Below are 25,060 nucleotides of genomic sequence, written 5' to 3'. Positions count from 1 at the left end.
CGGAAAAGCCCTTGCGCGGATCCGGCCGCCCCCGCTTTCCTCGAGGGCATGCCCGAACCCAACCTGCCCTTCCGCTGGGACGTGGAACACGACCGCCTCGGCTCCCTCGTCGAGCCCGCGGACCCCGAGCGGTCCTATGTCGAGGCCCTCACCGAGTGCGCCGCCAAGGTGCTGGCCCGCGGCGGCGACCGCGACCTGTACTTCGTCGGGCGCTCCCCGGACAGCGTGTACGACCTGCTGCGGGGCGTCCTGGCCGACACCGGGCACCGCGACCGCGTGCACCGGCTGCCGCTGTCCCTGTACGGGTACGACGGCCAGGGCCTGAGCCGGGCCGAACAGGCCCAGCTGCGCGCCAACCTCACCGCCCAGGGCGTCACCCCGGGGCGGCTGGCGGGCGGCGGGCGCGCGGTCGTGTTCTGCGACCTGGTCTCCCACGGGAGCACCTTCGAGAACCTGCACCGCGAGCTGCGCTCGTGGATCGGCGACGACGGCGCCGACTGGAACCGCATCCGTGGACGCATCGGCTACCTGGGCATCGTCATGCGCGGCAAGACCAGCCCCAACACCTGGCGCTGGCAGCAGCACGCGCCGTGGGTGGGGGAGCTGCCGCCGCGCGCGGTGCGCAACGTGTCGGTGCCCGGATGGCTGTGGGGCTACCTGGGCAACTTCCAGCCCAAGACGGAGCCGTCGTTCCGCCGCGCCCGCTGGGCCGACCCGGAGGTCGCCCGCCCGCGCCACGACGAGAGGACCCGGGCCGCCCTGTCGGGGGCGGTGGCGCTGTTCGAGCGCGCCCGCACGCCGGAGGTCCGCGCCGCGTTCCGCGCGGTCCTGACGGCGGAGCCCACTTTTCGGGAGCCGTGGCTGCGGACCCTCGCGCACGACATCCGTTCTTGAAGGGGGGCGGTGGGCGGCCACAGCCGGAGGAGGGCGCAGCACCTGCGCCGCCGGGGGTCTCCCACCCCGCAGGGAGCCTCGGCCACAGCCGGAGGGGGACGGCCTCCTCCGGCGCAGGTGCTCGTGTCCCGGCCGAGGGGTGCCCTTATGCCCTTTCAACGCTGTGGTCGGTGGCGGGTGTGTCTGTCAGGGGCCGAGGCACTACCGGAGGGCGCATCATCTCCTTCGACCCCAGGGGGTGGGGGTGGACACACCCTCCGCCCCGGACACACGGGGGTGAGGGCCGCGCATGCCTGCGGGGTCCGGCCTCAGGGGGTCGTCCGCCCGACTGGGAACCTCGGCCACAGCCGGAGGGCGTCGCTGGGCCCTCACCGCAGGGGGTGAAGGCCGCGGGTGGCTTCCCGCCCCGAACACAGGGGGTGAGGGCCGCGCGTACCTGCGAGTCCCGGACACAGGGGGTTGTCCGCCCGACTGGGAACCTCGGCCACAGCCGGAGGGCATCGCTGGGCCTCCGCCGTAGGGGGTGAGGGCCGCGCGTACCTGCGGGCCCGGCCGCAGGGGGTGTCCGCCCGCCTGGAAACCTCGGCCATAGCCGGAGGGCGTCGCAGGGCCTCTGCCGCAGGGGGTTTCTCACCCGACCGGGATCTCCGCCACAGCCGTGTCAGGCCAGTGGGGCCCCTGACCCCAGGGGGTCTTTGCCGAGGTAGTTGTAGGTTTCCAAAAGGCTGGCCGCTTGGGGTGGGCGGTCCGCGCCGGGTGGGCCCGGCCCCGGCCGCAGTCGGTGTCCGGCAGACCGGCAGGCGGGTGCGTTGGGCGCGCGTGGTGGGTGGTGGGGGTGTGTATGCCGGAGCCGGGTGCACGCGGAGCGCGCACACCCGCACCGCTTGGAAAGGTTGTGGGCGCCGGCGGTGGTGCGGGGGCTCCACGCTGTTGCCTACTCCCGCGGATGACCGCGGTACGGATGGGAGCGGGGGTGAAAGCCGCACGCACCCGCGGCCTCAGCCTCAGACCGGGCACAGGATCGCGCACCTCAGCTCTGGGGGGTGAAAGCCGCACGCACCCGGAACCTCAGCCTCAGACCGGGCACAGGACCGCGCACCTCAGCTCTGGGGGGTGAAAGCCGCGCGTGCCCACAGCCCCGAGCCCCGGGGGGTGTGGGGAGGAAGGACCGCAACCCCCGCCTCAGGGGGTTTTGCCGCGCGTGCCCACAGCCCCGAGCCCCGGGGGGTGTGGGGAGGAAGGACCGCAACCCCCGCCTCAGGGGGTTTTGCCGCGCGCACCCGCAGCCCCGAGCCCCAGGGGGTGTGGGGAGGCATGACCGCGACCCCCGCCTCAGGGGGTTTTGCCGCACGTACCCACAACCCCGGTCACAGCCCGGGCACCGGATCGCAACCTCTACCCCAGGGGGTGTGAGTAGGAGGAACCGCGACCCCCCGCCTCAGGGGGTGAAAGCTGTACGTACCCGCAACCTCGGACCCAGGCCGGAGGAAGAACCGCGACCCCGGCCACGGCGGGGTGAAGGTGCGTGGTCTCTCCTTCGGACCTGGGTGGGGGTCGCGGACACGTGCACGTTCCACCCCCTGCGGCGGGGGCGCAATCCTTCCTCCCCAGCCCCCCTCTGGCTGATGCCGCGGGTACCCGCGGCCTTCACCCCCAGGGCTGAGGCGCGCGGTTCTTCTTCCCCCTACCCCCTGGGGCTCGGGGCTGTGGGTATGCGCGGCCTTCGCCCCCCGGGCTGAGGTACGCGGTCCTGTTTCCGATCTGGGGCTGGGGTTGCGGGTACGTGCGGCAACACCCCCTGGGGCGGGGGTTACGGTCCTTCCTTCCCACACCCCCTGTGCCTTGGGAGCAGCGGGTGCGCGCGGCTTTCACCCCCGGCACTGACCGGTACCGCGGTCACGCGCGGGAGTAGGCAACAGCGTGGAGCGCCCTCACCGCCGCCGGCGCCCACAACCTTTCCAAGCGGTGCGGGTGTGCGCGCTCCGCGTGCACCCGGCTCCGGCATACACACCCCCACCACCCCGGACGGGAGCCCAACGCACCCGCCTGGCGGTCTGCCGGACACCGACTGCGGCCGGGGCCGGGCCCACCCGGCGCGGACCGCCCAACCCAAGCGGCCGGCCTCTTGGAAACCTACAACTACCTCGGCGAAGACCCCCTGGGGCCGGGCACCCCACTGGCCTGACACGGCTATGGCGGAGGTTCCGGTCGGGTGAGAAACCCCCTGGGGCAGAGGTGCTGCGACGCCTTCCGGCTGTGGCGGAGGTCCCGGTCGGGTGGGGAACCCCCTGCGGCGGAGGCCCTGCGACGCCCCCGGCTATGGCCGACCCCGGGCGGGGAACCCCCGGGGCGGAGGAGGTGCGATGCCCTCCGGCTGTGGCTGAGGGGCCCAGTCGGGTGGGGAACCCCCTGCGGCGGAGGTGGCGGTTCGCTTCCCGGCTGTGGCCGAGGTTCCCAGTCGGGCGAACAACCCCCTCGGGTCGGGCCCCGCAGGCATGCGCGGCCCTCGCCCCCATGTGTCCTGGGCGGAGGGTGTGTCCACCCCCACCTCGGGGTCGAAGGAGATGATGCGCCCTCCGGTGGTGCCTCGGCCCCCGACAGACACACCCGCCACCCACCACAGCGTTGAAAGGGCATGGGTGGTCGAAAGGGCACGGGTCCCCCTCAGGCCGATGTCAGAGGGCCGGGAGGGCGGGGCGGTTCGCCAGGGGAGAGGGGTGTTCTCCCCCACCCCCGCCGCCGAGCGGGCCCGTGGTTCGGGCCGGGCGGGCACCGAACGTCATGGGGAAGTCGTAGGCTCAGGAGACACCACCCGTCCGTCCACCCACTGGGGAGCACTCCACCCATGGCAGACTCCTTCGTCCACCTGCATGTCCACACCGAGTACTCCATGCTCGACGGTGCGGCCAAGCTCAAGCCCCTCTTCAAGGAGGCGGGGAGACTGGGCATGCCGGCGGTCGCGATGACCGACCACGGCAACATGTTCGGGGCGTACGAGTTCTACCAGCAGTCCAAGGGCTCGGGGGTCAAGCCGATCATCGGCATCGAGGCCTACGTGGCGCCCGAGTCGCGCTTCCACAAGAAGCGGGTGTTCTGGGGGCGGGCGAGCGGTTCGGACGACACCGCGACGGAAGGCGCCAAGGACATCTCCGGAGGCGGTCGCTTCCTCCACATGACGATGCTGGCCCGTAACGCCGCCGGGCTGCGGAACCTCTTCAAGATGTCCTCTCTCGCGTCCTTCGAGGGGTACTACACCAAGCCCCGCATGGACCTGGACCTGATGTCGGAGAACAGCGAGGGGATCATCGTCTCCACCGGCTGCCCCTCCGGCGGTGTGCAGACCCGGCTCCGGCTGGGCCAGGAGAAGGAGGCGATCGAGTACGCCGCCAAGCTCCAGGACATCTTCGGCAGGGAGAACGTCTTCCTGGAGCTGATGGACCACGGCGTGCCCATCGAGAAGGAGGTCCGCGACGGCCTCCTCAAGGTCGGCCGGGAGCTCAAGATCCCGCCCCTGGTCACCAACGACTCCCACTACGTGTACGAGTCCCAGGCCGACGCCCACGACGCGCTGCTGGCGGTGGGCGTGGGCAAGAACCTGGACGACCCCACCCGGTTCCGGTTCAACGGCTCGGGCTACTACCTCAAGACCGCCGACGAGATGCGCGGCCTGCTCACCTTCGACGAGTGGCAGGAGGGGTGCAGGAACACCCTGCTGATCGCCGAGCGCGTCGACCCCGACGCCTACGACGAGGTCTTCGCCCACCGCGACCTGATGCCGGTCTTCCCCGTCCCCGAGGGGGAGACCCAGTCCTCCTGGCTGGCCAAGGAGGTCGAGCGGCTGCTGCCGACCCGCTACCCGGACGGCGCCGGCGCCGAGGTCCGCCAGCGGGTGGAGTTCGAGCTGGGCATCATCAACGAGATGGGCTTCCCCGCCTACTTCCTGGTGGTCGCCGACATCTGCCAGTACGCCCGCAAGGAGGGCATCGCGCTGGGCCCCGGCCGCGGCTCGGCGGCGGGTTCGATGATCGCCTACATCCTGGGCATCACCGACCTGGACCCCCTGGAGCACGGGCTGCTGTTCGAGCGGTTCCTCAACCCCGAGCGCGTGTCCATGCCCGATGTCGACCTCGACTTCGACGAGCGCCGACGCGGCGAGATGATCGAGTACGTCACCCGCCTGTACGGCGCCGAGCGGGTCGCCCAGATCCTCACCTTCGGCACCATCAAGGCCAAGGCCGCCGTGAAGGACTCCACCCGCATCCTGGGCATGCCCTACTCGGTCGGGGACCAGATCACGAAGGCGTTCCCCGCGGCCGTGGGCGGCAAGGAGATCCCGCTCGACGCCGTGTTCAACCCCGAGCACGAGCGGTACCCCGAGACCACCGAGCTGCGCAACCTGGTGGACAACGACCCCCAGGTCGCCAAGGTCATGGAGACCGCGCGCGGTATCGAGGGCCTGACCCGCGGCACCGGTGTGCACGCGGCGGGCGTCATCCTGTCCAAGGAGCCCCTGCTCGACGTCATCCCGCTGCACATGCGCGACGCCGACGGGGCCATCATCACCGGCTTCCCCTACCCTCAGTGCGAGGAGATGGGGCTGCTCAAGATGGACTTCCTGGGCCTGCGCAACCTCACGATCATGGACGACGCGGTCAAGTCCATCAAGGAGGCCGAGGGGATCGACATCGACCTCTCCAAGCTCCCCCTGGACGACAAGAAGACCTACCAGCTGCTCGCGCGCGGCGACACCCTGGGCGTGTTCCAGCTGGACGGCGGCGCCATGCGCAACCTCCTCAAGCGGATGCAGCCGAAGAAGTTCGGCGACATCGCCGCCGTCAACGCCCTGTACCGGCCCGGTCCGATGGCGGCCAACGCCCACAACGACTACGCCGACCGATCGAACGGCCGCCAGGAGATCACCCCGATCCACCCGGAGCTCAAGGACGCCCTGGAGCCGATCCTCGCCGAGACCTTCCACCTGATCGTGTATCAGGAGCAGATCATGGCCATCGCCCAGCAGCTGGCCGGGTACACGCTGGGCGGAGCCGACCTGATGCGCCGCGCGATGGGCAAGAAGAAGAAGGAGGCCCTTGAGGAGGAGGAGGCCAAGTTCTTCCCCGGCGCCATGGAGCGCGGCTTCTCCAAGGAGGCCATCCAGACGCTCTGGGACGTCATGCTCCCGTTCTCGGGCTACGCGTTCAACAAGTCGCACGCCGCCGGCTACGCCCTGGTCTCCTACTGGACCGCCTACCTCAAGGCCAACCACCCCGCCGCGTACATGGCCGCGCTGCTGACCTCGGTCAGCGACGACAAGGACAAGATGGCGGTCTACCTCGCCGAGTGCCGCGCCCAGGGCATCAAGGTGCTCCCGCCGGACGTCAACGAGTCCGGTCTGCGCTTCACCCCCGTGGGCAAGGACATCCGCTTCGGCATGGGCGCGGTCCGCAACGTGGGCGCCAACGTCGTCAACTCGATCATCAAGAGCCGCACGGAGAAGGGCAAGTACACGTCCTTCACCGATTTCCTGTCCAAGATCGAGCTGGCCGCCTGCAACAAGCGCGTCATCGAGTCCCTGATCAAGGCGGGCGCCTTCGACTCCCTGGGCCAGCCCCGCCGTGAGCTGTACCGCCACCACGAGGTCGCGGTCGACGGCATGATCAGCTCCAAGAAGCAGGAGGCCCACGGCCAGTTCGACCTGTTCGGCGGCGCTGAGGAGGGCGGCGACTCCACCCCGATCGGGCTGAACATCCAGTGGGGCGACGAGGAGTGGGACCGCAAGACCAAGCTCGCCTTCGAGCGCGAGATGCTGGGCCTGTACGTGTCCAGCCACCCGCTGGCCGGGGCCGAGCGGGTGCTGGCCCGCTCCCGGGACACCTCCATCGCCCAGATCGTCGCCGGGGAGATGAGCCGCGAGCGCAACGAGCTGCGCATCGCCGGGCTGATCTCCAAGGTGGAGAAGCGGGTGAACAAGGCGGGCAACCAGTGGGCGATCGCCACCGTGGAGGACCTGGACGCCTCCATGGAGGTGCTGTTCTTCCCCAAGACCTTCCCGCTGTACGTGGACGCCCTCATCGAGGACACCGCGGTGACGGTCAAGGGCCGCCTCAACGACCGGGACGGCACCTGGTCGATGTTCGCCTCGGAGCTGTCCATCCTGGACATCTCGCACATCACCGAGGGCGAGCCGCCGGTGCTGCTGACGGTGGACGAGAAGCGGCTGACCCCTGAGCTGGTCGACGAGCTGCGCCAGGTGCTGAGCACGCACAAGGGGGACACCCCGGTGCGCATCCGGGTGGACAACCCGGTCCGTTCCAAGGTCTTCGCGGTGGACCGCTACTCGGTGCGGATCTCCCCGGAGTTCAACGGTGAGATGAAGAGCCTGCTGGGGGCGTACGCGGTCGACTACTAGCCGCCGCCCGACCCGTGTCCCCGTGCGCCGCCGACCGGCGCACGGGGATTTTTCGTGTCCGGGACTTGCCGAAGCGAAGTTAGCGATATATCTTTGAGCTATCAGAACAGAGTATGACAGTCGCTCTGTATCGACACTGAGGAGAACACCATGACCGCCATGGCACTTCCCGGTCCCTGGGACTGGAACGACGACAGCGCCGACGGCCCGCACGGCCCCCGGTCCCGCCGCTTCGCCGAGGGGCGGCGCGGCGGGCGCCGCCGGGACCACCACCACGGAGGCGGACCCCACGCCGGGTTCGGCCCGGTGGTGCCACCCGGGCCCCCCGCACCGCCCGTACCGCCGGGAGGCCCCGGCGGCTGGGGGGCCGGGCCGTTCGGGCCGGGGGGACCGTTCGGTCCCGGCGGGCCCTTCGGCGGGTTCGGGCCGCACGGCCCCGGCGGGGGGCACCGGCGGGGCGGCCCCCGCGCCCGGAGGGGCGACGTGCGCACCGGCATCCTGATGCTGCTGGCCGAGGAGCCGCGCAGCGGCTACGAGATCATCCGGGAGGGCCGCGAGCGCAGCGGCGGGGCCTGGCGCCCCAGCCCCGGCTCCATCTACCCGATGCTCCAGCAGCTGGAGGACGAGGGGCTCATCGTCCAGGAGGAGGGCGAGGGCCGCCGCCGCCCCTACCGGCTCACCGAGGAGGGCATCGACCACCTCGAGGAGCACGGCGCCGACCTGACCCCGCCGTGGGAGGCCGCCGCCGACGCCTACGCCGACGACCGCTCCCGCTACGAGGAGATCGGCGCCCTGGCCGCCCAGCTCGGCGCCGCCGCCTTCCAGGTCGCCCAGGCCGGCACCCCCGAGCAGGTGGACCGCGCCAAGCGGCTGCTGGCCGAGAGCAAGCGCGGCCTGTACCGCATCCTCGCCGAGGACGAGCCGGAGTCCGACGACGGGTACGACCCCGGACAGGACTGACCCCGGACACGGCGACGGGGCCCGCCGCGGATCGGCGGGCCCCGTCGGTCGTCGCTGCTACTCCCCGGTGGTGCCGTCGGCGAGTTCGCGCAGGATGTCCAGGTGCCCGTTGTGCCGGGCGGTCTCCTCGATCATGTGCACCAGCACCCAGCGCAGCGTCGTGGCGTCCTCGCCCTCGCGGCGGCGCACGGCCACGGTGTCCAGATCCAGCTCCGCGGTGATCTCCCGGGAGCGCTCGCACTGCGCCTCGTACTCTTCGAGCAGCGTCCCCAGCGGCACCTCGTTGCCGCGCCGCCACTCGCCGTCCGGGTCCTCGGGGGTCGCGTACCCGCGCTCGGGCAGCCCCAGCAGGATCCACTCGAACCAGGCGTGCTCCACCCAGCGCAGGTGGGACACGATCGCGCCCACGCTCATCAGCGGAGAGGTGGGCAGCGGGGTGGCCGTCGCGTGTTCGGCGGCGATCCCCGCGCACTTGGCGTGGACCGTGGCGCGGTGCCGGTCCAGCCAGGTGGTGAGCATGGTGCGCTCGTCGGCGTCCGTCGGCGGGTCGACGCGTTCGGGCGCGGCCGGGAGGGTGATGTGTTCCGTCATCTCCCCATCATGGCGGTCACCGCCGACGGTCTTCACGTCCTTTTCCGCTCCCGCGCGCGCCGTCCTCACTCCCCGGTGGTGCCGTCGGCGAGTTCGCGCAGGACGTCCAGGTGCCCGTTGTGCCGGGCGGTCTCCTCGATCATGTGCACCAGCACCCAGCGCAGGGTGGTCCGCCCCCGGGATTTCAGGACCTTGCGGGAGGACGTCCCGAGTTCGAGTTTGGCGGTGATCTCCCGCGACCGGGCGCACTGGGCCTCGTACTCCTCCAGCAGCACCCCGAGGGGGAGCCCGGCCCCCAGGCGCCACTCGGCGTCGGGGTCCTGTGCGCTGTAGGGGGCCAGGTCCGGCTGGTCCAACATCACGGTCTCGAACCAGAACGCCTCCACCCATCGCAGATGGGACACCACACCGCCCACGGTCATCAGCGGCGAGGTCGGCAGCGGCGCGGCCGAGGACAGGGACGGGTCCAGCCCCGCGCACTTGGCGTGGACGGTGGCGCGGTGCCAGTCCAGCCAGGAGGTGAGCATGGTGCGCTCGTCGGCCGCCATCGGGGGGTCGACACGGGCGGTCAGGGGCAGGTGAAGAGTGCTGTTCTTGTCGCTCATGCCGGTATTCTCCGTTCCGGTCATGCCGCCGAGCCACTGGTTTTCCGTGGTGAGGGCACGAGGGCGAGGAGAAGACCGCAGATGGACGACCGGAACGGCGCGGACGCGCCGCGCGGGCCGCGACCGCTGATCGTGGGCGCATGGGTGTTCGGCGCGCTGGCCGCCGCCGGCGCGCTGCTCGGTCCCGTCTGGTGGCTCCTGGCCCCGGACCGGGCCGAGGGCACGGCCCTGGGAGAGGGGGAGGTCTTCACCGGCACCAGTGAGGCCCTGTTCGCGGGGGAGGGGACCTTCGTCCTGGTCACCGCGCTGGCGGGGCTGCTCAGCGGCTACGCCGTCTACATGGTGCAGTTCCCCCTGGCCCGCAGGCGCCCCCGCGACCTGCGCCTGTGGTGCCTGCTGGCGGGTTTCCTCGGCTCCGCGGCGGGGACCCTGCTGACCTGGCGGATCGGCATGCTGCTGGACACGCCCCTGCACACGGCGCTGGCGCGGGCGCAGGCCGGGGACGAGGTCACCGTGGGCCTGCACCTGGACGCCACGGCGTTCCTGGTCGCCTGGCCCTTCGTCTTCGTGCTCCAGTACGCCCTGCTCGACCTGATCAGCATGGTCCGCCGGGACCTGCCGGGCGTGCCCCGGCGCGCCCGGGCCGCCGCGGCCTCCCCCGACACGCCGTGGTCCGGCCCCTCCCCGGTGGGCGAGGGGCCGGACCCGCTGGCGCGCTGACCGTCAGACGGCCCGGGCGCCGTCCTCGTACATACCGTCCAGGATGTCCTGGTACTTGGTCTCCACCGCACGGCGCCGCATCTTCAGGCTCGGCGTGATCTCGCCGCCCTCCACGGTCAGGTCGTTGGGCAGGATCGAGAACTTCTTGACGGTCTCGTGCCGGGGCAGGTCCCGGTTGAGCTCGTCGACGGCCTCCTGGACCATCGCGCGCACCTTCGGCTCCCGGGTGAGGGCGGTGTAGTCGAGGCCGCCCAGGCCGTTCTCCCGGGCCCAGGCCGTGACGGCCTCGGGGTCCAGCGCGACCAGCGCCACGCAGTAGGGCCGGCGGTCGCCGTGCACCACCAGGTTGCTGACGTAGGGGCACAGCGCCTTGAACCGGCTCTCCAGGTGCTGCGGCGCCACGTACTTGCCGTTGGAGGTCTTGATGAGCTCCTTCTTGCGATCGGTGATGCGGAGCCTGCCGTCCTCCAGGACGCCGATGTCGCCGGTGGCGAACCAGCCGTCCCGGTCGATGGCCTCCTCGGTGGCGCCCGACAGGTTGTGGTAGCCGCGCATGACGCCGCCGCCGCGCAGCAGGATCTCGCCGTCCTCGGCGATCTTCACCTCGGTCCCGGGCATCGGCATGCCCACCGTCCCGAACCTGATGCCGCCGGGCCGGTTGAGGAAGGATCCCGCGCTGGTCTCGGTGAGCCCGTAGCCCTCCAGGATGACGATCCCGGCGCCGTAGAAGAACCGGCCGATCTCGGGGGCCAGCGGGGCGCTGCCGGAGATGAAGAACTTCAGCCGGTCGCCGAAGCGGGCGCGCAGCTTGGAGAAGACGAGCCGGTCGGCCACCCTGTGCTGCAGGGCCAGGGCCCCGGCGGGCTCCCTGCCCTCCTCCCTGAGCCGGGCCACCCGGTCGCCCACGCCCACGGCCCACTTGAAGATGCGGTACTTGGCGGCGCCGCCCTCCTTGGCCTGCATGACGACACGGTTGTACACCTTCTCGAAGATGCGGGGGGCGGCGGCCATGAAGGTCGGCCGGACGACGGAGAGGTTGTCGACGATCTTGTCGACCCGCCCGTCCACGGCGGTGGCGAACCCCACCTGCAACTGGTTGACCTGCATCAGCTTGCCGAACACGTGGGACAGCGGCAGCCACAGGTACTGCACGTCGTCGGGGCCGAGCAGCTCCCAGCCCTGGCCGCGCAGCTCCGTGTCCAGGTCCTGGAGCGCCTTGGCCTCGTACAGCCAGTTGGCGTGGTCCAGCCGCACGCCCTTGGGGCGGCCGGTGCTGCCGGAGGTGTAGATGAGGGTGGCGATGTGGTCGGGTGCCACCGCCTTGACGAGCTCGTCGAACAGCTCGGGCCGCTCCCCGTGCAGCGCGGCGCCCAGGGCGGCCAGCTCGTCCAGGGTGATGACCCAGCCGTCGTGGCCGCCCTCGCCGTCGAAGACGACGACCTTGGACACGCCGGGGATCTGCGCCCGCTGGTCCACCAGCTTGGCGACCTGGTCGGCGTTCTCGGCGAAGACCAGCATGCTGCCGGAGTCGGAGATGATGTACGCCGAGTCGGCGGCGGTGGAGGAGGGGTAGACGGTGGTGGAGGCGCCGCCCGCGCACAGGATCGCCAGGTCGGCCAGGATCCACTCGATCCTGGTGGAGGAGGCGATGGCGCAGCGCGCCTGCGGGGTGACCCCGAGGGAGTGCAGGCCCAGGGCGAGGTCGCGGACCCGGTCGCGGGTCCGCGACCAGGTCAGGGCCTCCCAGGTCTCGGGAGCACCGGTGCTGTTGGGAACGGGGTAGGTGAACGCCGTCGCGTCGCCGCTCTCGGCCACACGGGAGACGAACATGTCCGGAACCGACGAGAAGGGGGATGAAGTGTTACCCATGTCACAAAGCTACCCTCGGGTAGTAGGGGCGGCAACAGCCGATGTCCCCTTGTGGCAGGGTATGCGCGGTTTCATTCCCGATCGCCCCGATCGGTTCACCGCCCCGTTCCCGGCCGCCGTTGCGCCGCTCAGTCGGCGCCGATGGGGGCGACGACCGCCTCGGTGAGCGTGATGAGGTCGGCGGGCGCCAGTTCCATCTGGAGTCCGCGCCGCCCCGCCGACACGTAGACCGTCCGCTGCCCGCGCGCCGACGCGTCGACGACGGTGCGCAGCCGCTTGCGCTGCCCCAGCGGGCTGATCCCGCCGCGCACGTACCCGGTGGCCTTCTCCGCCTTGGCCGGGTCGGCCATCACGGCCTTCTTGCCGCCCACGGCGGCCGCCAGCGCCTTGAGGTCCAGTGAGGTGCTCACCGGCACCACCCCCACCGTCAGGACCCCGTCCACCTCGGCCACCAGCGTCTTGAACACCTGCTCGTGGGGGATCCCGAGCGCGTCCGCGGCGTCCGTGCCGTAGGAGTGGCCGTCCCCGCCGGCCGCCTCGTACGGGTGCAGTGTGTAGGTGGTCTTGGTTCGTCCGGCCGCCACGGTGGCGGGTGTGGCCTTTCCGCTCATCGGTTCCCCGGTCCCTCGTCGAAGCGCGCCCGACCCCCGGGCGCCTGGTCTGTAGGGCAGGCTAACGAACCCGGAGCCCGCGGCGCCCGGACCGGGGGCGCGGGTCCGGTCCGCGTCCGCCGCCGTCAGTTGAAGGAGACCCCGTTGTTGAGGAACGGGCCGGCGGGCAGCGTGTTGAGGGTCGGCGTGTGCACGATGCGGTTCTCCCGGCGCAGGAACCGGGCCAGCACGGCCAGCCGGGTCGCCGCGTCCTCGGCCTCCAGCAGCCGCTGCTTCTCGGCCTGGTCGAGCACGACCGCCTCGGACAGCGCGTACGACAGCGGGACGGGGTCCTTGGGCGGGTCCACGAACGTCCCCGGGGTCAGCCCGGCCGCGGACAGCCGCTCCCGGTAGACCTCGAACAGCGCCCGCACCCGCTCGGCGTGCTCCTCGGCGTCGGGGCCGGCCGCCTCGGGCAGGAACGACACCGACGCGGTGGGGTAGACGTCGGCGGAGGAGGCGTCGACCTCCGACAGGTCGTCGACCGTGAACCGGGTGCCGCCCTCCACCACCAGGTCGTAGCGGCCGTCGTCGTAGGTGCGCACGTTGCGGACCAGCGCGGTGCAGCCGGTGGCGCTCACCCGGGGGAGCCGGACGTCGCCGCCCAGGGTGGGCGCCCCGACGGGGTTCTCGGCGGTCTGCGCGGAGGAGGTGGCCGCCACCTCGTGCCCCAGCTCGATCCACACCACCCCGAACCGCCGCGGCGAGCGGTCGCGCCCGGCGAGTTCACCGCGGGTGAGGGTGGGGCCGAGCAGTTCGGAGACCAGCCGCCGGTAACGCGGCTCGAAGACGTGCAGGGGGACGTTCACACCGGGGAACAGAACGGTGTTCAAGGGAAAGATCGGCAGAGCCTGGGCCATGGCCCCAGTATGCCTTTCGTCACGGCCGTTCGGGCTCGGACACCCGGCGGGGGCGCCCGGTCGGAACCGGGCGCCCCCGCGGCTGCCTGGGCTGTGCTTTTCGAAACCCGGCCGTACTCCGGCCCGCCCGACGAAGGGCCGAAGGTCCTCAACGGACGGCCTGCGGCCGCACGCTTCCCCCGAGGACCGCTCCTCTGGGCCTGGAGAACCCCGCCGGGCGCCTCACGAACCCCTGACGGCACAGGGGAACACCTGGAGAACAGGCCCTAGGAAACGGCGGGGCCGGCGGTGGCCGGAGCGCTCTGGCTGCCGTTGTCCTCGCTGGGCATGTCGCGGGCGACGAAGGTCTCCACGTCGAACAGATTCCCGTTGGAACGGTCCACCACGTTCAGGAGGGTGGACATCTTGGCGATCTCCTCCACCTGCTCCTGGATGAACCACTGCAGGAACTGCTCGCCGGTGTAGTCGTCCTCGTCGCGGGCGACCTTGGCCAGGCGCTGGAACTGGTCGGAGACCTCGCGCTCCTGGCGCAGGGCCAGGGCGACCAGGTCGCGCGGCGCGGCGAACTCGGTCTCGATCCCGTCCACGCCCTGGAGGGCGAAGTCGACGTCCCGGTCGATGAGGTAGCGCACCAGCATCATGGCGTGGTCGCGCTCCTCCAGGGACTGCTCGTAGAACACCCGGGCCAGCTGGGGCAGGTCGTGCGTGTCGAACCAGGCGGCGAGGGCCACGTACTGGTGGGAGGCCGTGAACTCGTGCCGCACCTGGTCGACGAGGAGACGGTGGAACTTGGAAAGGCCACTATCGCTGCTCTTGCTCGAAGTCATGCCCCTACAATAACCCATGCAAAGCCATTATTGGAAATCAGCGAAACGCCGAAGAATTCGTTAGGCAAGCCTTTCCAAGCCTTTCTTGGGTTCATTTAGGTAAGGTATGCCAAAGTAAGGCGGAACTTATTTCGCGTTTTCGTTCCCGCTGGTGGCGAATGCCCCGAAGGCGGAGACCCGCCCCATCGGTGCCGGTGTGGTGTCCACCATCCGGACGCCCGAGCCCACCCGTCGGGCATCGCCCCCTAGACTGGGGGCGTGATCAGTCGAATCGACCTCCGAGGCAGCCAGGACGACCCCCGCGACGCCCTTCCGCGCGCGGCCATGGACGTGGCGGACGCCGCCGAGCGCGTGCGCCCCCTGTGCGAGGACGTCCGCCATCGCGGTGTCGAGGCGCTGATCGAGCTCACCGAGCGCTTCGACGGGGTCCGGCTCACCGACATCCGCGTCCCCAAGGACGCGATCGACGCCGCCCTGGCCGGCCTCGACCCGGCCGTGCGCGCCGCGCTGGAGGAGTCCATCCGCCGCGCCCGCAAGGTCCACCGCGACCAGCGCCGCACCGACCACACCACCGAGGTCGTCCCCGGCGGCACCGTCACCGAGCGCTGGATCCCCGTCGACCGGGTCGGCCTCTACGTGCCGGGCGGCCGCGCCGTCTACCCGTCCAGCGTCGTCATGAACGTCGTCCCCGCCCAGGAGGCGGGCGTGCGCTCCCTGGCGGTCACCTCGCCGCCGCAGAAGGAGTTCGGCGGCCTGCCGCACCCCACCATCCTCGCCGCCTGCGCCCTGCTCGGCGTCGACGAGGTCTACGCCGTGGGCGGCGCCCAGGCCGTCGCCATGTTCGCCTACGGCGCCGGCGGGTGCGCCCGCACCGACATGGTCACCGGCCCCGGCAACATCTGGGTCGCCGCCGCCAAGCGCCTCCTCAAGGGGGTCATCGGCATCGACGCCGAGGCGGGCCCGACCGAGATCGCCGTCCTGGCCGACGCCACCGCCGATCCCGACCACGTCGCCGCCGACCTCGTCAGCCAGGCCGAGCACGACGTGGTGGCCGCCTCCGTCCTGGTGACCCCGGACGAGGCCCTGGCCGACGCCGTCGTCGACCGCCTGCGCGTCCGCGCCGCCGCCACCCGGCACGCCGACCGCGTCCGCGAGGCCCTGTCCGGGCCCCAGTCCGGCATCGTCCTGGTCGACGACCTCGACCACGGGCTCGACGTCGTCAACGCCTACGCCGCAGAACACCTGGAGGTCATGACCACCGACGCCGCCGCCGTCGCGGCCCGCGTGCGCAACGCCGGGGCGATCTTCGTCGGCGCCTACGCCCCGGTCTCCCTCGGCGACTACGCCGCGGGGTCCAACCACGTGCTGCCCACCGGCGGGTGCGCCTGCCACAGCGGCGGCCTGAGCGTGCAGACCTTCCTGCGCGGGGTGCACGTGGTCGAGTACGACCGCGACGCGCTGGCCGACGTCGCCCATCACGTCATCACCCTCGCCGAGGCCGAGGACCTGCCCGCCCACGGCGAGGCCGTCGCCGCGCGGTTCCCCACGGCCTAGCCGGAGCCGCGACCGACCGGACGGTGCGGCGCTCCGGACCCCGCCCGGGGCCGGCCCGCCTCCGCGGGCGCCGCGCGCCGCACCGACCACGACCGACCATGAGCGTGACACCCGTGAGCTTCACTCTGAACGACCTGCCCCTGCGCGACGACCTGCGCGGCCGCTCGCCCTACGGGGCCCCGCAGATCGACGTGCCGGTGGTCCTCAACACCAACGAGAACCCGCACCCGCCGTCGGAGCGGCTGGCCCGCGCCCTGGCCGACGCCGTCGCCGAGACCGCGGCGGGCCTGAACCGCTACCCCGACCGCGACGCCGTCCGGCTGCGCCACGGCCTGGCCGAGTACCTCGGCCACGGGCTGACCACCGCCAACGTGTGGGCGGCCAACGGCTCCAACGAGATCCTCCAGCAGATCCTCCAGGCCTTCGGCGGGCCCGGCCGCACCGCGATGGGCTTCGAGCCGTCCTACTCGATGCACCCCATCATCTCCCGCGGCACCGGCACCGCCTGGGCGGCGGTGCCCCGCACCGCCGACTTCCGGATCGACGTGGACGCCGCCCTGGCCGCCGTCGCCGAGCACGAGCCCAGCGTCATCTTCCTGACCTCGCCCAACAACCCCACCGGAACGGCCCTGCCGATCGCCGACATCGAGCGCATCGCCGCCGCCGCGCCGGGCGTGGTCGTCGTGGACGAGGCCTACGCCGAGTTCCGCCGGGAGGGCACCCCCAGCGCCCTGAGCCTGCTGGCCGACCACCCGCGCCTGATCGTCTCGCGCACCATGTCCAAGGCGTTCGCGCTGGCCGGGGCCCGCCTGGGCTACCTGGCCGCGCACCCCGCCGTGGTGGACGCCCTGCAGCTGGTCCGCCTGCCGTACCACCTGTCGGCCGTCACCCAGACCGTCGCCCTGGTCGCCCTGGACCACGCCGACGAGCTCCTGGGCGCCGTCGCCGACCTGCGCGCCGAACGCGACTCCCTGGTGGAGTGGCTGCGCGCCCACGGGTTCACCGTCGCCGACTCCGACGCCAACTTCGTCCTGTTCGGCGAGTTCGAGGACCGCACCGAGGTGTGGAAGGCCCTGCTCGACCACCAGGTCCTCATCCGCGAGGTCGGCCCGCCCGGCTGGCTGCGCGTCACCGTCGGCACCCCGCAGGAGATGACCGCCTTCCGCGACTCCCTGCTGCGCGTCACCGGACGCTGACCCGCCCCTTTCCCAACAGGAGGACCCACCATGAACCGCATCGGACGCGTGGAGCGCGCCACCAAGGAGACCAAGGTCCTGGTCGAGATCGACCTGGACGGCAGCGGCGTCGCCGACGTCTCCACGGGCGTCGGCTTCTTCGACCACATGCTGGACCAGCTCGCCAAGCACGGCCTGTTCGACCTGACCGTGCGCACCGAGGGCGACCTGCACATCGACTCCCACCACACCATGGAGGACACCGCGCTGGCCCTGGGCGCCGCCTTCCGCGAGGCCCTGGGCGACAAGGCCGGCATCCGCCGCTTCGCCGACGCCAAGGTGCCCCTGGACGAGGCCCTGGCCGAGGTGACCGTCGACGTGTCCGGCCGCCCCTACCTGGTGCACAGCGAGCCGGAGGGCATGGCGCCGACCATCGGCCGCGACTACGACACCACCATGACCCGGCACATCCTGGAGTCGTTCGTCGCCCAGGCCCGGGTCGCCCTGCACGTCCGGGTCCCCTACGGCCGCAACGCCCACCACATCGTCGAGTGCCAGTTCAAGGCGCTGGCGCGGGCGCTGCGCTTCGCCACGGAGAAGGACACCCGGGTCACCGGGATCCCCTCCACCAAGGGCGCCCTGTAGACATGGACGACCTGTGGGGCCTCGCCCTCATCGTGCTGGGCGGCTTCCTCGGCGGAGGCGCCTACGCCATGTGGAAGGCCAACAAACCCATCGCCGTCGCCCTGGCCGGGTGCACGGTGCTCGCCGTGGCCTCGGGCGTCCTGCGCCTGGGCTACTTCTAAGGGGAGGAACACCATGCCGCCACGCGTGGTCGTGTTCGACTACGGGTCGGGCAACCTGCGTTCGGCCCAACGCGCCATGGAGCGCACCGGGGCCGATGTCACCGTCACCTCCGACCCGAACGCCGCGCTGGACGCCGACGGCCTGGTCGTCCCGGGCGTGGGCGCCTTCAGCGCCTGCATGGCCGGGTTGAAGCAGGCGCACGGCGACCGCATCATCGGCCGCCGCCTGGCCGGGGGCCGCCCGGTCCTGGGCATCTGCGTGGGCATGCAGGTGCTGTTCGACAAGGGCGTGGAGCGCGCCGACCCGCAGGCCGAGGACCAGGTGACCCCGGGGTGCGGGGAGTGGCCCGGCACGGTGGAGCGCCTGGACGCGCCGATCCTGCCGCACATGGGCTGGAACACCGTCCGCGCCCCGCAGGACTCGCAGCTGTTCGCGGGCATCACGCCGCAGGACCGCTTCTACTTCGTGCACTCCTACGCGGTGCGCAAGTGGGAGCTCGCCTTCGACAACCCGCGCATGGCCCCGCCCCGGGTGACCTGGGCCGAGCACGGGGAGCCCTTCGTGGCGGCGGTCGAGAACGGGCCGCTGTGGGCCACCCAGTTCCACCCCGAGAAGTCCGGCGACACCGGTGCCCGCATCCTGGCCAACTGGGTCGCCATCCTCCCGCAGACGTAGTTTTCCGGACCGACGAGCACGAGAAGGCCCCATGACCGGCGAGACCAACCCGCCCGCACTCGAACTCCTGCCCGCCGTGGACGTGTCCGGCGGCCAGGCCGTCCAGCTCGTCCAGGGCAGGGCCGGGTCGGGCGGACAGTACGGCGACCCCTTCGCGGCCGCGCAGGCCTGGCAGGAGGCGGGCGCCGAATGGATCCACCTGGTGGACCTGGACGCCGCCTTCGGCCGCGGCCACAACCGCGACCTGCTGCGCGACATCGTGGACCGCCTCGACGTCAAGGTGGAGATGTCCGGTGGCATCCGCGACGACGCGTCGCTGGCCGCCGCACTGTCCACCGGCTGCACCCGCGTGAACATCGGCACCGCCGCCCTGGAGAACCCCGAGTGGTGCGCGAAGATCATCGCCGAGCACGGGGACAGGATCGCGATCGGCCTGGACGTGCGCGGCACCACCCTGGCCGCCCGCGGCTGGACCCGCGACGGCGGCGACCTCTTCGAGACCCTGGAGCGCCTGGAGTCGGAGGGGTGCGCCCGGTACGTCGTCACCGACGTCAACAAGGACGGCACCCTCAAGGGCCCCAACCTGGACCTGCTGCGCGCCGTGTGCGAGCGCACCGACAAGCCGGTGGTGGCCAGCGGCGGGGTGTCCAGCCTGGACGACCTGCGGGCCATCGCGGGCCTGGTGCCCCTGGGCGTGGAGGGCGCCATCATGGGCACCGCCCTGTACGAGGGCGCGTTCACCCTCCAGGACGCCCTGGCGACCGTGGCGGCGGAGCGATGAGCCTCGCGGTCCGTGTCATCCCCTGCCTGGACGTGGACGCCGGGCGGGTGGTCAAGGGCGTCAACTTCGAGAACCTGCGCGACGCGGGCGACCCGGTGGAACTGGCCGGGACCTACGACGCCGGGGGCGCCGACGAGCTGACCTTCCTGGACGTCACCGCCTCCAGCGGCGACCGGGAGACCACCTACGACGTGGTGCGCCGCACCGCCGACCAGGTGTTCATCCCGCTGACCGTGGGCGGCGGCGTGCGCACCACCGACGACGTGGACCGGCTGCTGCGGGCCGGCGCGGACAAGGTGGGCGTGAACACCGCCGCGATCGCCCGGCCGGAGCTGATCGGCGAGATCGCCGAGCGGTTCGGCCGCCAGGTGCTGGTGCTGTCCGCGGACGTGCGCCGAGTCCGCGGGGACGACGCGCCCACCCCGAGCGGGTTCGAGGTGACCACGCACGGGGGCCGCCGGGGGACCGGCATCGACGCCCTCCAGTGGTGCGAGCGCGCCGCCGAGCTGGGGGCGGGGGAGATCCTGCTCAACTCGATGGACGCCGACGGTACCAGGCAGGGCTTCGACCTGGAGCTGATCCGGGCGGTGCGGGCCCGGGTGGACGTCCCGCTGATCGCCTCGGGCGGCGCGGGCGCGGTGGAGCACTTCGCGCCCGCGGTCGAGGCGGGCGCCGACGCGGTGCTGGCCGCCACGGTCTTCCACTTCGGCGAGTTCACCATCGCCGACGTCAAGGAGAGCCTGCGCGCGGCGGGCCACTCCGTCCGCTGACCCGGCCCTCCCGAGGACCCGGCGCCGAGCGCCGGGTCCTTTCCCTTTCCACGGGCCGGGGGAGCACGCGCGAGACCCCCGCCGGGTTCACACGACTTGGACAAAATGTCCCATGGGGATAAGGAAGTCTGTCTTTTTGGAGGTATTGGCGGCGGATTTGTGAACGCGGTGCGCACCCCGCACATCCCACCATGTGACGGGGACGACACACGGGGAAAGGACCGGCCTCCATGTCAGGCACCATCACCACACGCATCACCGCCCTTCTGGCGGCGGCTCTGCTCGCGACCGCCGCGGCGCTCACGGGCGCCTCCGCGGCCTCGGCGGACGACCTCGCCGCCACGTCCGACGACACCCTCGCCGAGATCGAGGCCACGCCCTGGCCCGAGTACTCGATGGGCGACGTCAACGCCGACATCCTCGCCGCCAAGCTCCTCATCACCGAGCAGGGCTTCGACCCCGGCGCCGAGGACGCCGAGTTCGACGGCGAGTTCCGGGCCGCGGTCCTCAACTACCAGGCCGCCAACGACCTGGAGGACAGCGGGACCCTGAACGCCGAGACCTGGCTGCTGCTGCGCGAGCAGACCTTCGGCGAGTACGGGCCCGGCTCCCGCGGCAACGTCGTCCGCGCCGTCCAGCACCTGATCAACGCCAAGTTCGAGGCGCACCTGGGCGTCGACGGGATCTACGGCCCGGACACCGAGGACGCCGTCCGCTGGGTCCAGGACTTCTTCGGGATCGGCGTCGACGGCATCACCGGCGCGTACACGTTCCGCGCGCTGGTCACCTACCAGGACTACGACAAGTGAGGATCCCCTAGGATCCCGCCCCACCAGGAGTCCGGCCCCTCCCCTCGGGGGGCCGGACCCGTGTCCGCTTCGTCATCGGCTGGACGGAATAGCACCGATCGGTCGGGCGCTGAAACAATCCGGTGGAACCTGTCGGTGCCGCTGGATAAGTTGGCACCGCACGTGCCCCGTGCCCTTCGGCATGCCCGGAGGCCGGGGCACCGTGGACGGTCCGCGCCGGGAACCCTCCCAGAGGGCCCGCCCGCGCGCGCAAGGAGAACGGGGGGCGCATGGCGCAGGGCACGGCAACCGCGGGAGAACGCACCGAGGAGGACGCCGACGGCTCGGCCGCCGCCCACCGGGGGGTGTTCGGCCGGGGCATGAAGGTCCTGTGGGTCGCCGCCCGCACCGAGCCGTGGATCTTCGGCGTCGCCGTCGTCGGCGCCATGCTGCACGCCGCGGTCACCGTCGGCTCCGCCTCCGTGCTGGGGTACCTCACCGACAACACGATCATCCCGGCCTTCGACCAGGGGGCCACCACCACCGCCGCCCTGGTCGGGGCGGGCGCCCTGCTCATGGCCGTCGGCCTGGGCAAGGCCGTCGGCATCGCCATGCGCCGCATGCTCGCCGCCCTCATGCAGTTCCGGCTCCAGGCCCGCTACCGCCGGGCCGTCGCCCGCAAGTACCTCGAACTCCCGCTGGCCTGGCACCACCGCCACCCCACCGGCCAGCTGCTGTCCAACGCCAACGCCGACGTCGAGGCCGCCTGGCAGCCGCTCGCCCCGCTCCCGATGGCCGTGGGCAGCGTCTTCATGCTCGTCATCGCCGCCGTCGCGATGCTCGTCACCGACCCCCTGCTGGCCCTGGTCGCCTTCGTCGTCTTCCCCTTCCTGGTCCTGGTCAACGTCGTCTTCCAGCGCCGCGTCTCGCCCATGGCCTCCCGCGCCCAGGCACTGCGCGCCGAGGTCAGCGGGGTCGCCCACGAGTCCTTCGACGGCGCCCTGGTCGTCAAGACCCTGGGCCGGGAGGACACCGAGACCGAGCGCTTCACCGAGTCCGCCCACCGCCTGCGCGACGCCCTCATCCAGGTCGGCCGCATGCGCTCGATGTTCGACCCCGTCATCGAGACCCTGCCCAACCTCGGCGTCCTGGCCGTCCTGCTGCTGGGCATGTGGCGGCTGTCCACCGGCTCCATCGACCCCGGCGACCTCGTCCAGATCGCCTTCCTGTTCACCCTGCTGTCCCTGCCCGTCCGCTCCTTCGGGTGGATCCTGGGCGACCTGCCCCGCAGCGTCGTGGGCTGGGACCGCGTCCAGTCGGTGCTGCGCTCGGAGGGCTCCATGGAGCACGGCGACCGCACCCTGGACGAGAGCGCCGGCGGCATCGCCCTGAGCGCCCGCGGCGTCGTCTTCTCCTACGCCGACTCCTACGACAGCGACGGCCGCGACCTCATGTCCGAGGACGCGCAGGGCCCGCGCACCACCGTCCTGGACGGCGTCGACCTGGACATCGCCCCCGGCCGCACCGTCGCCCTGGTCGGCCCCACCGGCTCGGGCAAGTCCACGCTCACCACCGTCCTGATGCGCCTGGTCGACCCCGACGAGGGCACCGTCTCCTACGACGGCGTCGACGTCCGCGAACTGGCCCGCGACCAGATCCCCCGGCACGCCGCCCTGGTCCCGCAGAGCACCTTCGTGTTCGAGGACACCGTCCGCGGCAACATCACCCTGGGCGAGGACATCGACGACGAACGCGTGTGGGCGGCGCTGCGCCTGGCCCGCGCCGACGGGTTCATCGCCGAGCTCGACGGCGGCCTGGACGCCCCCCTGGGGGAGAAGGGCACCACCCTGTCCGGCGGCCAGCGCCAGCGCCTGGCCCTGGCCCGCGCCGTGGTCCGCGACCCGCGGCTGCTCATCCTGGACGACGCCACCTCCGCCGTCGACCCGCAGATCGAGGCGCAGATCCTCGGCGGCCTGCGCGAACGCGACGCCTCCGCCACCGTGGTCGTCGTCGCCTACCGCCGCGCCACCATCGAGCTCGCCGACGAGGTCGTCTACCTCGAACGCGGCCGCGTCCTGGCCCGCGGCACCCACACCGAACTCCTGGAGACCTCACCCGGCTACAACCGGCTCGTGACCGCCTACGAGCGCGCCTCCGCCGAGAACGACGCCGCGCGCGCACCCGTCCCGGAGGGCCCGGCCCCCGTCGACCCCACCCGCCGAGCCGCCGTCCGCGGCGACGACCTCACCGAGGAGACGAGCCGATGAGCGCACCCGCACCCACCCGAGAGGAAGACGAGCGCGAACCCGCGGGGTCCCGGGACGCGGCCCCCGGACGCGCCGACTCCTCGGTGTCCCTGCACCGCTCCACCGACTCCGCGATGGACACCCTCAAGCGCGGCCTGCGCCTGTCCCCGGAGTTCGCCAAGGGCCTGTGGCTCACCCTCGCCTTCGCGGTGATCGCCACCGTCGGCAAGGTCGTCGTGCCCATCGCCGTCCAGCAGATCATCGACAACGGCATCTCCGCCTCCGGCGGCCCCGACCTGGGCTTCGTCGTCCGCATGGTCGCGGTCTGCGCGGGCCTGCTGGTCGTCACCATGGTCTGCTCCTACCTGATGAACGTGCGCCTGTACAAGGCCACCGAGTCGGGGCTGGCGACCCTGCGCCGCAAGGCGTTCCGGCACGTCCACGACCTGTCCGTGCTCACCCAGAACAGCGAGCGCAAGGGCGCCCTGGTCTCCCGCGTCACCAGCGACGTGGACCAGATCAGCACGTTCATGCAGTGGGGCGGCATCCTCCTCATCGTCAGCGCCGGGCAGCTGCTCATCGCCACCGTCCTCATGGCGGTCTACTCCTGGCAGCTCACCATCGTGGTGTGGGTGTGCTTCCTGCCCCTGCTGTTCGGGGTGCGCTGGCTCCAGAAGCTGCTGTCCAAGGCCTACCTGAAGGTCCGCGAGAACACCGGCGACATGCTCGGCGTCATCGGCGAGACCGTCATGGGCGCCGCCGTCATCCGCGCCCACGGCACCGAGGAGCGCACCGCCCGCCGCATCGACACCACCGTCGTCGCCACCCGCCGCGCCCAGGTGCGCGCCCAGAGGCTGTCGGTGGCGGTGTCCCCGTTCGCCGAGATCGTCTCGGCGGTCGGCAACACCGCCGTGGTCCTGCTGGGGGTCTGGCTGGGCCTGGACGGCGACCTCACCGCGGGCCGCCTCATCGCGTTCCTGTTCCTGATGACCCTGTTCATCCAGCCGATGATGATGGCCACCGAGATCTTCAACGAGGCGCAGAACGCCATCGCCGGCTGGCGCCGCGTCCTGGGCGTGCTGGACACCGTCCCCGACATCTCCGACCCGGGCGAGGCCGGGACGGTGCTGCCGCGCGGACCGGTGCGGGTCGACTTCGACCGCGTCACCTACTCCTACCCGGACGGCCCCGTCGTCCTGGACGACGTGACGGTGACCATCGAGTCGGGCACCCGGCTCGCCGTGGTGGGGGAGACCGGGTCCGGCAAGACCACGTTCGTCAAGCTCCTCACCCGGCTGATGGACCCCGACCGGGGCACCGTCCTGCTCGACGGGACCGACCTGCGCGAGATCGCGTTCTCGTCGCTGCGCGGCCGGGTCGTCATGGTCCCCCAGGAGGGATTCCTGTTCGACAGCTCCCTGGGCGACAACATCCGCTTCGCCCGCCCGGAGAGCACCGACGCCGAACTGCGCACCGCCATCACCGACCTGGGACTGGACGAGTGGCTGGACAGCCTCGCCCACGGCCTGGACACCCCCGTGGGCCAGCGCGGGGAGTCGCTGTCGGCGGGCGAGCGCCAGCTCGTCGCGCTCATCCGCGCCTACGTCGCCGACCCCGACCTGCTGGTCCTGGACGAGGCGACCTCCGCCGTCGACCCGCACACCGAGATGCGCATCCAGCGCGCCCTGGACCGGCTCACCCGGGGCCGCACCTCGGTGGCGATCGCCCACCGCCTGTCCACGGCCGAGGCCGCCGACCGGGTCCTGGTGTTCGACGACGGCCGCATCGTGCAGAGCGGCTCCCACGCGGAACTGGTGTCCCGGCCCGGCGTCTACGCCGACCTGTACGCCTCCTGGGTGCGCTCCTCGGCGTGACCGGG

General features: G+C 72.0%; 20 protein-coding genes. 14 read left to right on the top strand and 6 right to left on the bottom strand.

Annotation, left to right across the window (positions count from 1 at the left end; translation table 11 throughout):
• The first annotated feature begins 48 nt into the window (after window positions 1-48).
• From KGD84_RS23050 to KGD84_RS23040, 3 genes are all read left to right on the top strand, one after another.
• Window positions 49-894 (top strand): hypothetical protein, encoded by an 846-nt coding sequence (locus tag KGD84_RS23050; protein ID WP_220562480.1) that lies wholly within the window; start codon window positions 49-51, stop codon window positions 892-894.
• Window positions 895-3,739: 2,845 nt separating this feature from the next.
• Window positions 3,740-7,303: a DNA polymerase III subunit alpha gene (gene dnaE / locus KGD84_RS23045; RefSeq protein ID WP_220562479.1), complete on the top strand. Its 3,564-nt coding sequence runs from the start codon at window positions 3,740-3,742 to the stop codon at window positions 7,301-7,303.
• Between the two features lie 150 nt (window positions 7,304-7,453).
• Window positions 7,454-8,263 carry a PadR family transcriptional regulator gene (locus KGD84_RS23040; RefSeq protein WP_220562478.1) on the top strand — a complete coding sequence of 270 codons (810 nt, stop codon included), beginning with the start codon at window positions 7,454-7,456 and terminating at the stop codon, window positions 8,261-8,263.
• 57 nt (window positions 8,264-8,320) lie between these two features.
• Here KGD84_RS23040 and KGD84_RS23035 read toward each other — a convergent pair whose 3' ends face one another.
• Together KGD84_RS23035 and KGD84_RS23030 are read right to left on the bottom strand one after the other, a co-directional pair.
• Window positions 8,321-8,854 carry a DinB family protein gene (locus KGD84_RS23035; RefSeq protein ID WP_220562477.1) on the bottom strand — a complete coding sequence of 178 codons (534 nt, stop codon included), beginning with the start codon at window positions 8,852-8,854 and terminating at the stop codon, window positions 8,321-8,323.
• Window positions 8,855-8,919: 65 nt separating this feature from the next.
• A complete protein-coding gene (locus KGD84_RS23030) occupies window positions 8,920-9,459 on the bottom strand; it encodes a DinB family protein (protein ID WP_220562476.1) in 540 nt (179 codons plus the stop codon).
• Between the two features lie 81 nt (window positions 9,460-9,540).
• On the opposite strand from KGD84_RS23030, the gene KGD84_RS23025 reads away from it, so the two are divergent.
• A complete protein-coding gene (locus tag KGD84_RS23025) occupies window positions 9,541-10,179 on the top strand; it encodes a hypothetical protein (protein WP_220562475.1) in 639 nt (212 codons plus the stop codon).
• Window positions 10,180-10,182: 3 nt separating this feature from the next.
• Here the strand turns inward: KGD84_RS23025 and KGD84_RS23020 are convergent, their stop codons facing one another.
• The 4 genes from KGD84_RS23020 to KGD84_RS23005 form a co-directional block, all read right to left on the bottom strand.
• A complete protein-coding gene (locus tag KGD84_RS23020) occupies window positions 10,183-12,048 on the bottom strand; it encodes an AMP-dependent synthetase/ligase (protein WP_220562474.1) in 1,866 nt (621 codons plus the stop codon).
• A gap of 128 nt (window positions 12,049-12,176) precedes the next feature.
• On the bottom strand, window positions 12,177-12,632 hold the full coding sequence (ybaK, locus tag KGD84_RS23015) for a Cys-tRNA(Pro) deacylase (protein WP_220565252.1): 456 nt from the start codon (window positions 12,630-12,632) through the stop codon (window positions 12,177-12,179).
• Between the two features lie 152 nt (window positions 12,633-12,784).
• Window positions 12,785-13,558, bottom strand: a complete 774-nt coding sequence (locus KGD84_RS23010) for an LON peptidase substrate-binding domain-containing protein (RefSeq protein WP_220562473.1) — start codon at window positions 13,556-13,558, stop codon at window positions 12,785-12,787.
• 266 nt (window positions 13,559-13,824) lie between these two features.
• The gene (locus KGD84_RS23005) at window positions 13,825-14,385 is read right to left on the bottom strand and encodes a ferritin (RefSeq protein WP_220562472.1); all 561 of its coding nucleotides are present in this window, start codon (window positions 14,383-14,385) and stop codon (window positions 13,825-13,827) included.
• Between the two features lie 258 nt (window positions 14,386-14,643).
• On the opposite strand from KGD84_RS23005, the gene hisD reads away from it, so the two are divergent.
• The 10 genes from hisD to KGD84_RS22955 all read left to right on the top strand — a co-directional run bounded on the left by hisD (window position 14,644) and on the right by KGD84_RS22955 (window position 25,055).
• Window positions 14,644-15,939, top strand: coding sequence for a histidinol dehydrogenase (gene hisD / locus KGD84_RS23000; protein ID WP_220562471.1), 1,296 nt, complete (start codon window positions 14,644-14,646; stop codon window positions 15,937-15,939).
• A 98-nt stretch (window positions 15,940-16,037) separates the two neighbouring features.
• Window positions 16,038-17,135 (top strand): histidinol-phosphate transaminase, encoded by a 1,098-nt coding sequence (locus KGD84_RS22995; protein ID WP_220562470.1) that lies wholly within the window; start codon window positions 16,038-16,040, stop codon window positions 17,133-17,135.
• A gap of 30 nt (window positions 17,136-17,165) precedes the next feature.
• The gene (gene hisB, locus KGD84_RS22990) at window positions 17,166-17,759 is read left to right on the top strand and encodes an imidazoleglycerol-phosphate dehydratase HisB (protein WP_220562469.1); all 594 of its coding nucleotides are present in this window, start codon (window positions 17,166-17,168) and stop codon (window positions 17,757-17,759) included.
• A gap of 2 nt (window positions 17,760-17,761) precedes the next feature.
• Window positions 17,762-17,920 carry a hypothetical protein gene (locus KGD84_RS22985; protein WP_220562468.1) on the top strand — a complete coding sequence of 53 codons (159 nt, stop codon included), beginning with the start codon at window positions 17,762-17,764 and terminating at the stop codon, window positions 17,918-17,920.
• 13 nt (window positions 17,921-17,933) lie between these two features.
• Window positions 17,934-18,596, top strand: coding sequence for an imidazole glycerol phosphate synthase subunit HisH (hisH, locus tag KGD84_RS22980; protein WP_220562467.1), 663 nt, complete (start codon window positions 17,934-17,936; stop codon window positions 18,594-18,596).
• 31 nt (window positions 18,597-18,627) lie between these two features.
• The gene (gene priA, locus KGD84_RS22975; RefSeq protein WP_220562466.1) at window positions 18,628-19,377 is read left to right on the top strand and encodes a bifunctional 1-(5-phosphoribosyl)-5-((5-phosphoribosylamino)methylideneamino)imidazole-4-carboxamide isomerase/phosphoribosylanthranilate isomerase PriA; all 750 of its coding nucleotides are present in this window, start codon (window positions 18,628-18,630) and stop codon (window positions 19,375-19,377) included.
• Window positions 19,374-20,147 carry an imidazole glycerol phosphate synthase subunit HisF gene (gene hisF / locus KGD84_RS22970; RefSeq protein WP_220562465.1) on the top strand — a complete coding sequence of 258 codons (774 nt, stop codon included), beginning with the start codon at window positions 19,374-19,376 and terminating at the stop codon, window positions 20,145-20,147. The genes priA and hisF overlap by 4 nt, the downstream gene beginning before the upstream one ends.
• Window positions 20,148-20,377: 230 nt before the next feature.
• On the top strand, window positions 20,378-20,956 hold the full coding sequence (locus tag KGD84_RS22965) for a peptidoglycan-binding domain-containing protein (protein WP_220562464.1): 579 nt from the start codon (window positions 20,378-20,380) through the stop codon (window positions 20,954-20,956).
• Window positions 20,957-21,225: 269 nt separating this feature from the next.
• A complete protein-coding gene (locus tag KGD84_RS22960) occupies window positions 21,226-23,202 on the top strand; it encodes an ABC transporter ATP-binding protein (protein WP_220562463.1) in 1,977 nt (658 codons plus the stop codon).
• Window positions 23,199-25,055: an ABC transporter ATP-binding protein gene (locus tag KGD84_RS22955; protein WP_220562462.1), complete on the top strand. Its 1,857-nt coding sequence runs from the start codon at window positions 23,199-23,201 to the stop codon at window positions 25,053-25,055. Before KGD84_RS22960 ends, KGD84_RS22955 begins: the two co-directional genes overlap by 4 nt.
• Window positions 25,056-25,060: the final 5 nt, after the last annotated feature.

Source organism: Nocardiopsis changdeensis, assembly GCF_018316655.1.
Classification (GTDB): domain Bacteria; phylum Actinomycetota; class Actinomycetes; order Streptosporangiales; family Streptosporangiaceae; genus Nocardiopsis; species Nocardiopsis changdeensis.
The sequence above is the reverse complement of the archived record's forward strand: the minus strand, read 5'-3'. Positions and strand labels throughout refer to the sequence as shown.

Bases quoted from the DNA above. Each gene is read 5' to 3' on its own strand.
- KGD84_RS23050 (WP_220562480.1), top strand. From the start codon at position 49: ATGCCCGAACCCAACCTGCCCTTCCGCTGGGACGTGGAACACGACCGC.
- dnaE (WP_220562479.1), top strand. From the start codon at position 3,740: ATGGCAGACTCCTTCGTCCACCTGCATGTCCACACCGAGTACTCCATG.
- KGD84_RS23040 (WP_220562478.1), top strand. From the start codon at position 7,454: ATGACCGCCATGGCACTTCCCGGTCCCTGGGACTGGAACGACGACAGC.
- KGD84_RS23035 (WP_220562477.1), bottom strand. From the start codon at position 8,854: ATGACGGAACACATCACCCTCCCGGCCGCGCCCGAACGCGTCGACCCG.
- KGD84_RS23030 (WP_220562476.1), bottom strand. From the start codon at position 9,459: ATGAGCGACAAGAACAGCACTCTTCACCTGCCCCTGACCGCCCGTGTC.
- KGD84_RS23025 (WP_220562475.1), top strand. From the start codon at position 9,541: ATGGACGACCGGAACGGCGCGGACGCGCCGCGCGGGCCGCGACCGCTG.
- KGD84_RS23020 (WP_220562474.1), bottom strand. From the start codon at position 12,048: ATGGGTAACACTTCATCCCCCTTCTCGTCGGTTCCGGACATGTTCGTC.
- KGD84_RS23010 (WP_220562473.1), bottom strand. From the start codon at position 13,558: ATGGCCCAGGCTCTGCCGATCTTTCCCTTGAACACCGTTCTGTTCCCC.
- KGD84_RS23005 (WP_220562472.1), bottom strand. From the start codon at position 14,385: ATGACTTCGAGCAAGAGCAGCGATAGTGGCCTTTCCAAGTTCCACCGT.
- KGD84_RS22995 (WP_220562470.1), top strand. From the start codon at position 16,038: ATGAGCGTGACACCCGTGAGCTTCACTCTGAACGACCTGCCCCTGCGC.
- hisB (WP_220562469.1), top strand. From the start codon at position 17,166: ATGAACCGCATCGGACGCGTGGAGCGCGCCACCAAGGAGACCAAGGTC.
- KGD84_RS22985 (WP_220562468.1), top strand. From the start codon at position 17,762: ATGGACGACCTGTGGGGCCTCGCCCTCATCGTGCTGGGCGGCTTCCTC.
- hisH (WP_220562467.1), top strand. From the start codon at position 17,934: ATGCCGCCACGCGTGGTCGTGTTCGACTACGGGTCGGGCAACCTGCGT.
- priA (WP_220562466.1), top strand. From the start codon at position 18,628: ATGACCGGCGAGACCAACCCGCCCGCACTCGAACTCCTGCCCGCCGTG.
- hisF (WP_220562465.1), top strand. From the start codon at position 19,374: ATGAGCCTCGCGGTCCGTGTCATCCCCTGCCTGGACGTGGACGCCGGG.
- KGD84_RS22965 (WP_220562464.1), top strand. From the start codon at position 20,378: ATGTCAGGCACCATCACCACACGCATCACCGCCCTTCTGGCGGCGGCT.
- KGD84_RS22960 (WP_220562463.1), top strand. From the start codon at position 21,226: ATGGCGCAGGGCACGGCAACCGCGGGAGAACGCACCGAGGAGGACGCC.
- KGD84_RS22955 (WP_220562462.1), top strand. From the start codon at position 23,199: ATGAGCGCACCCGCACCCACCCGAGAGGAAGACGAGCGCGAACCCGCG.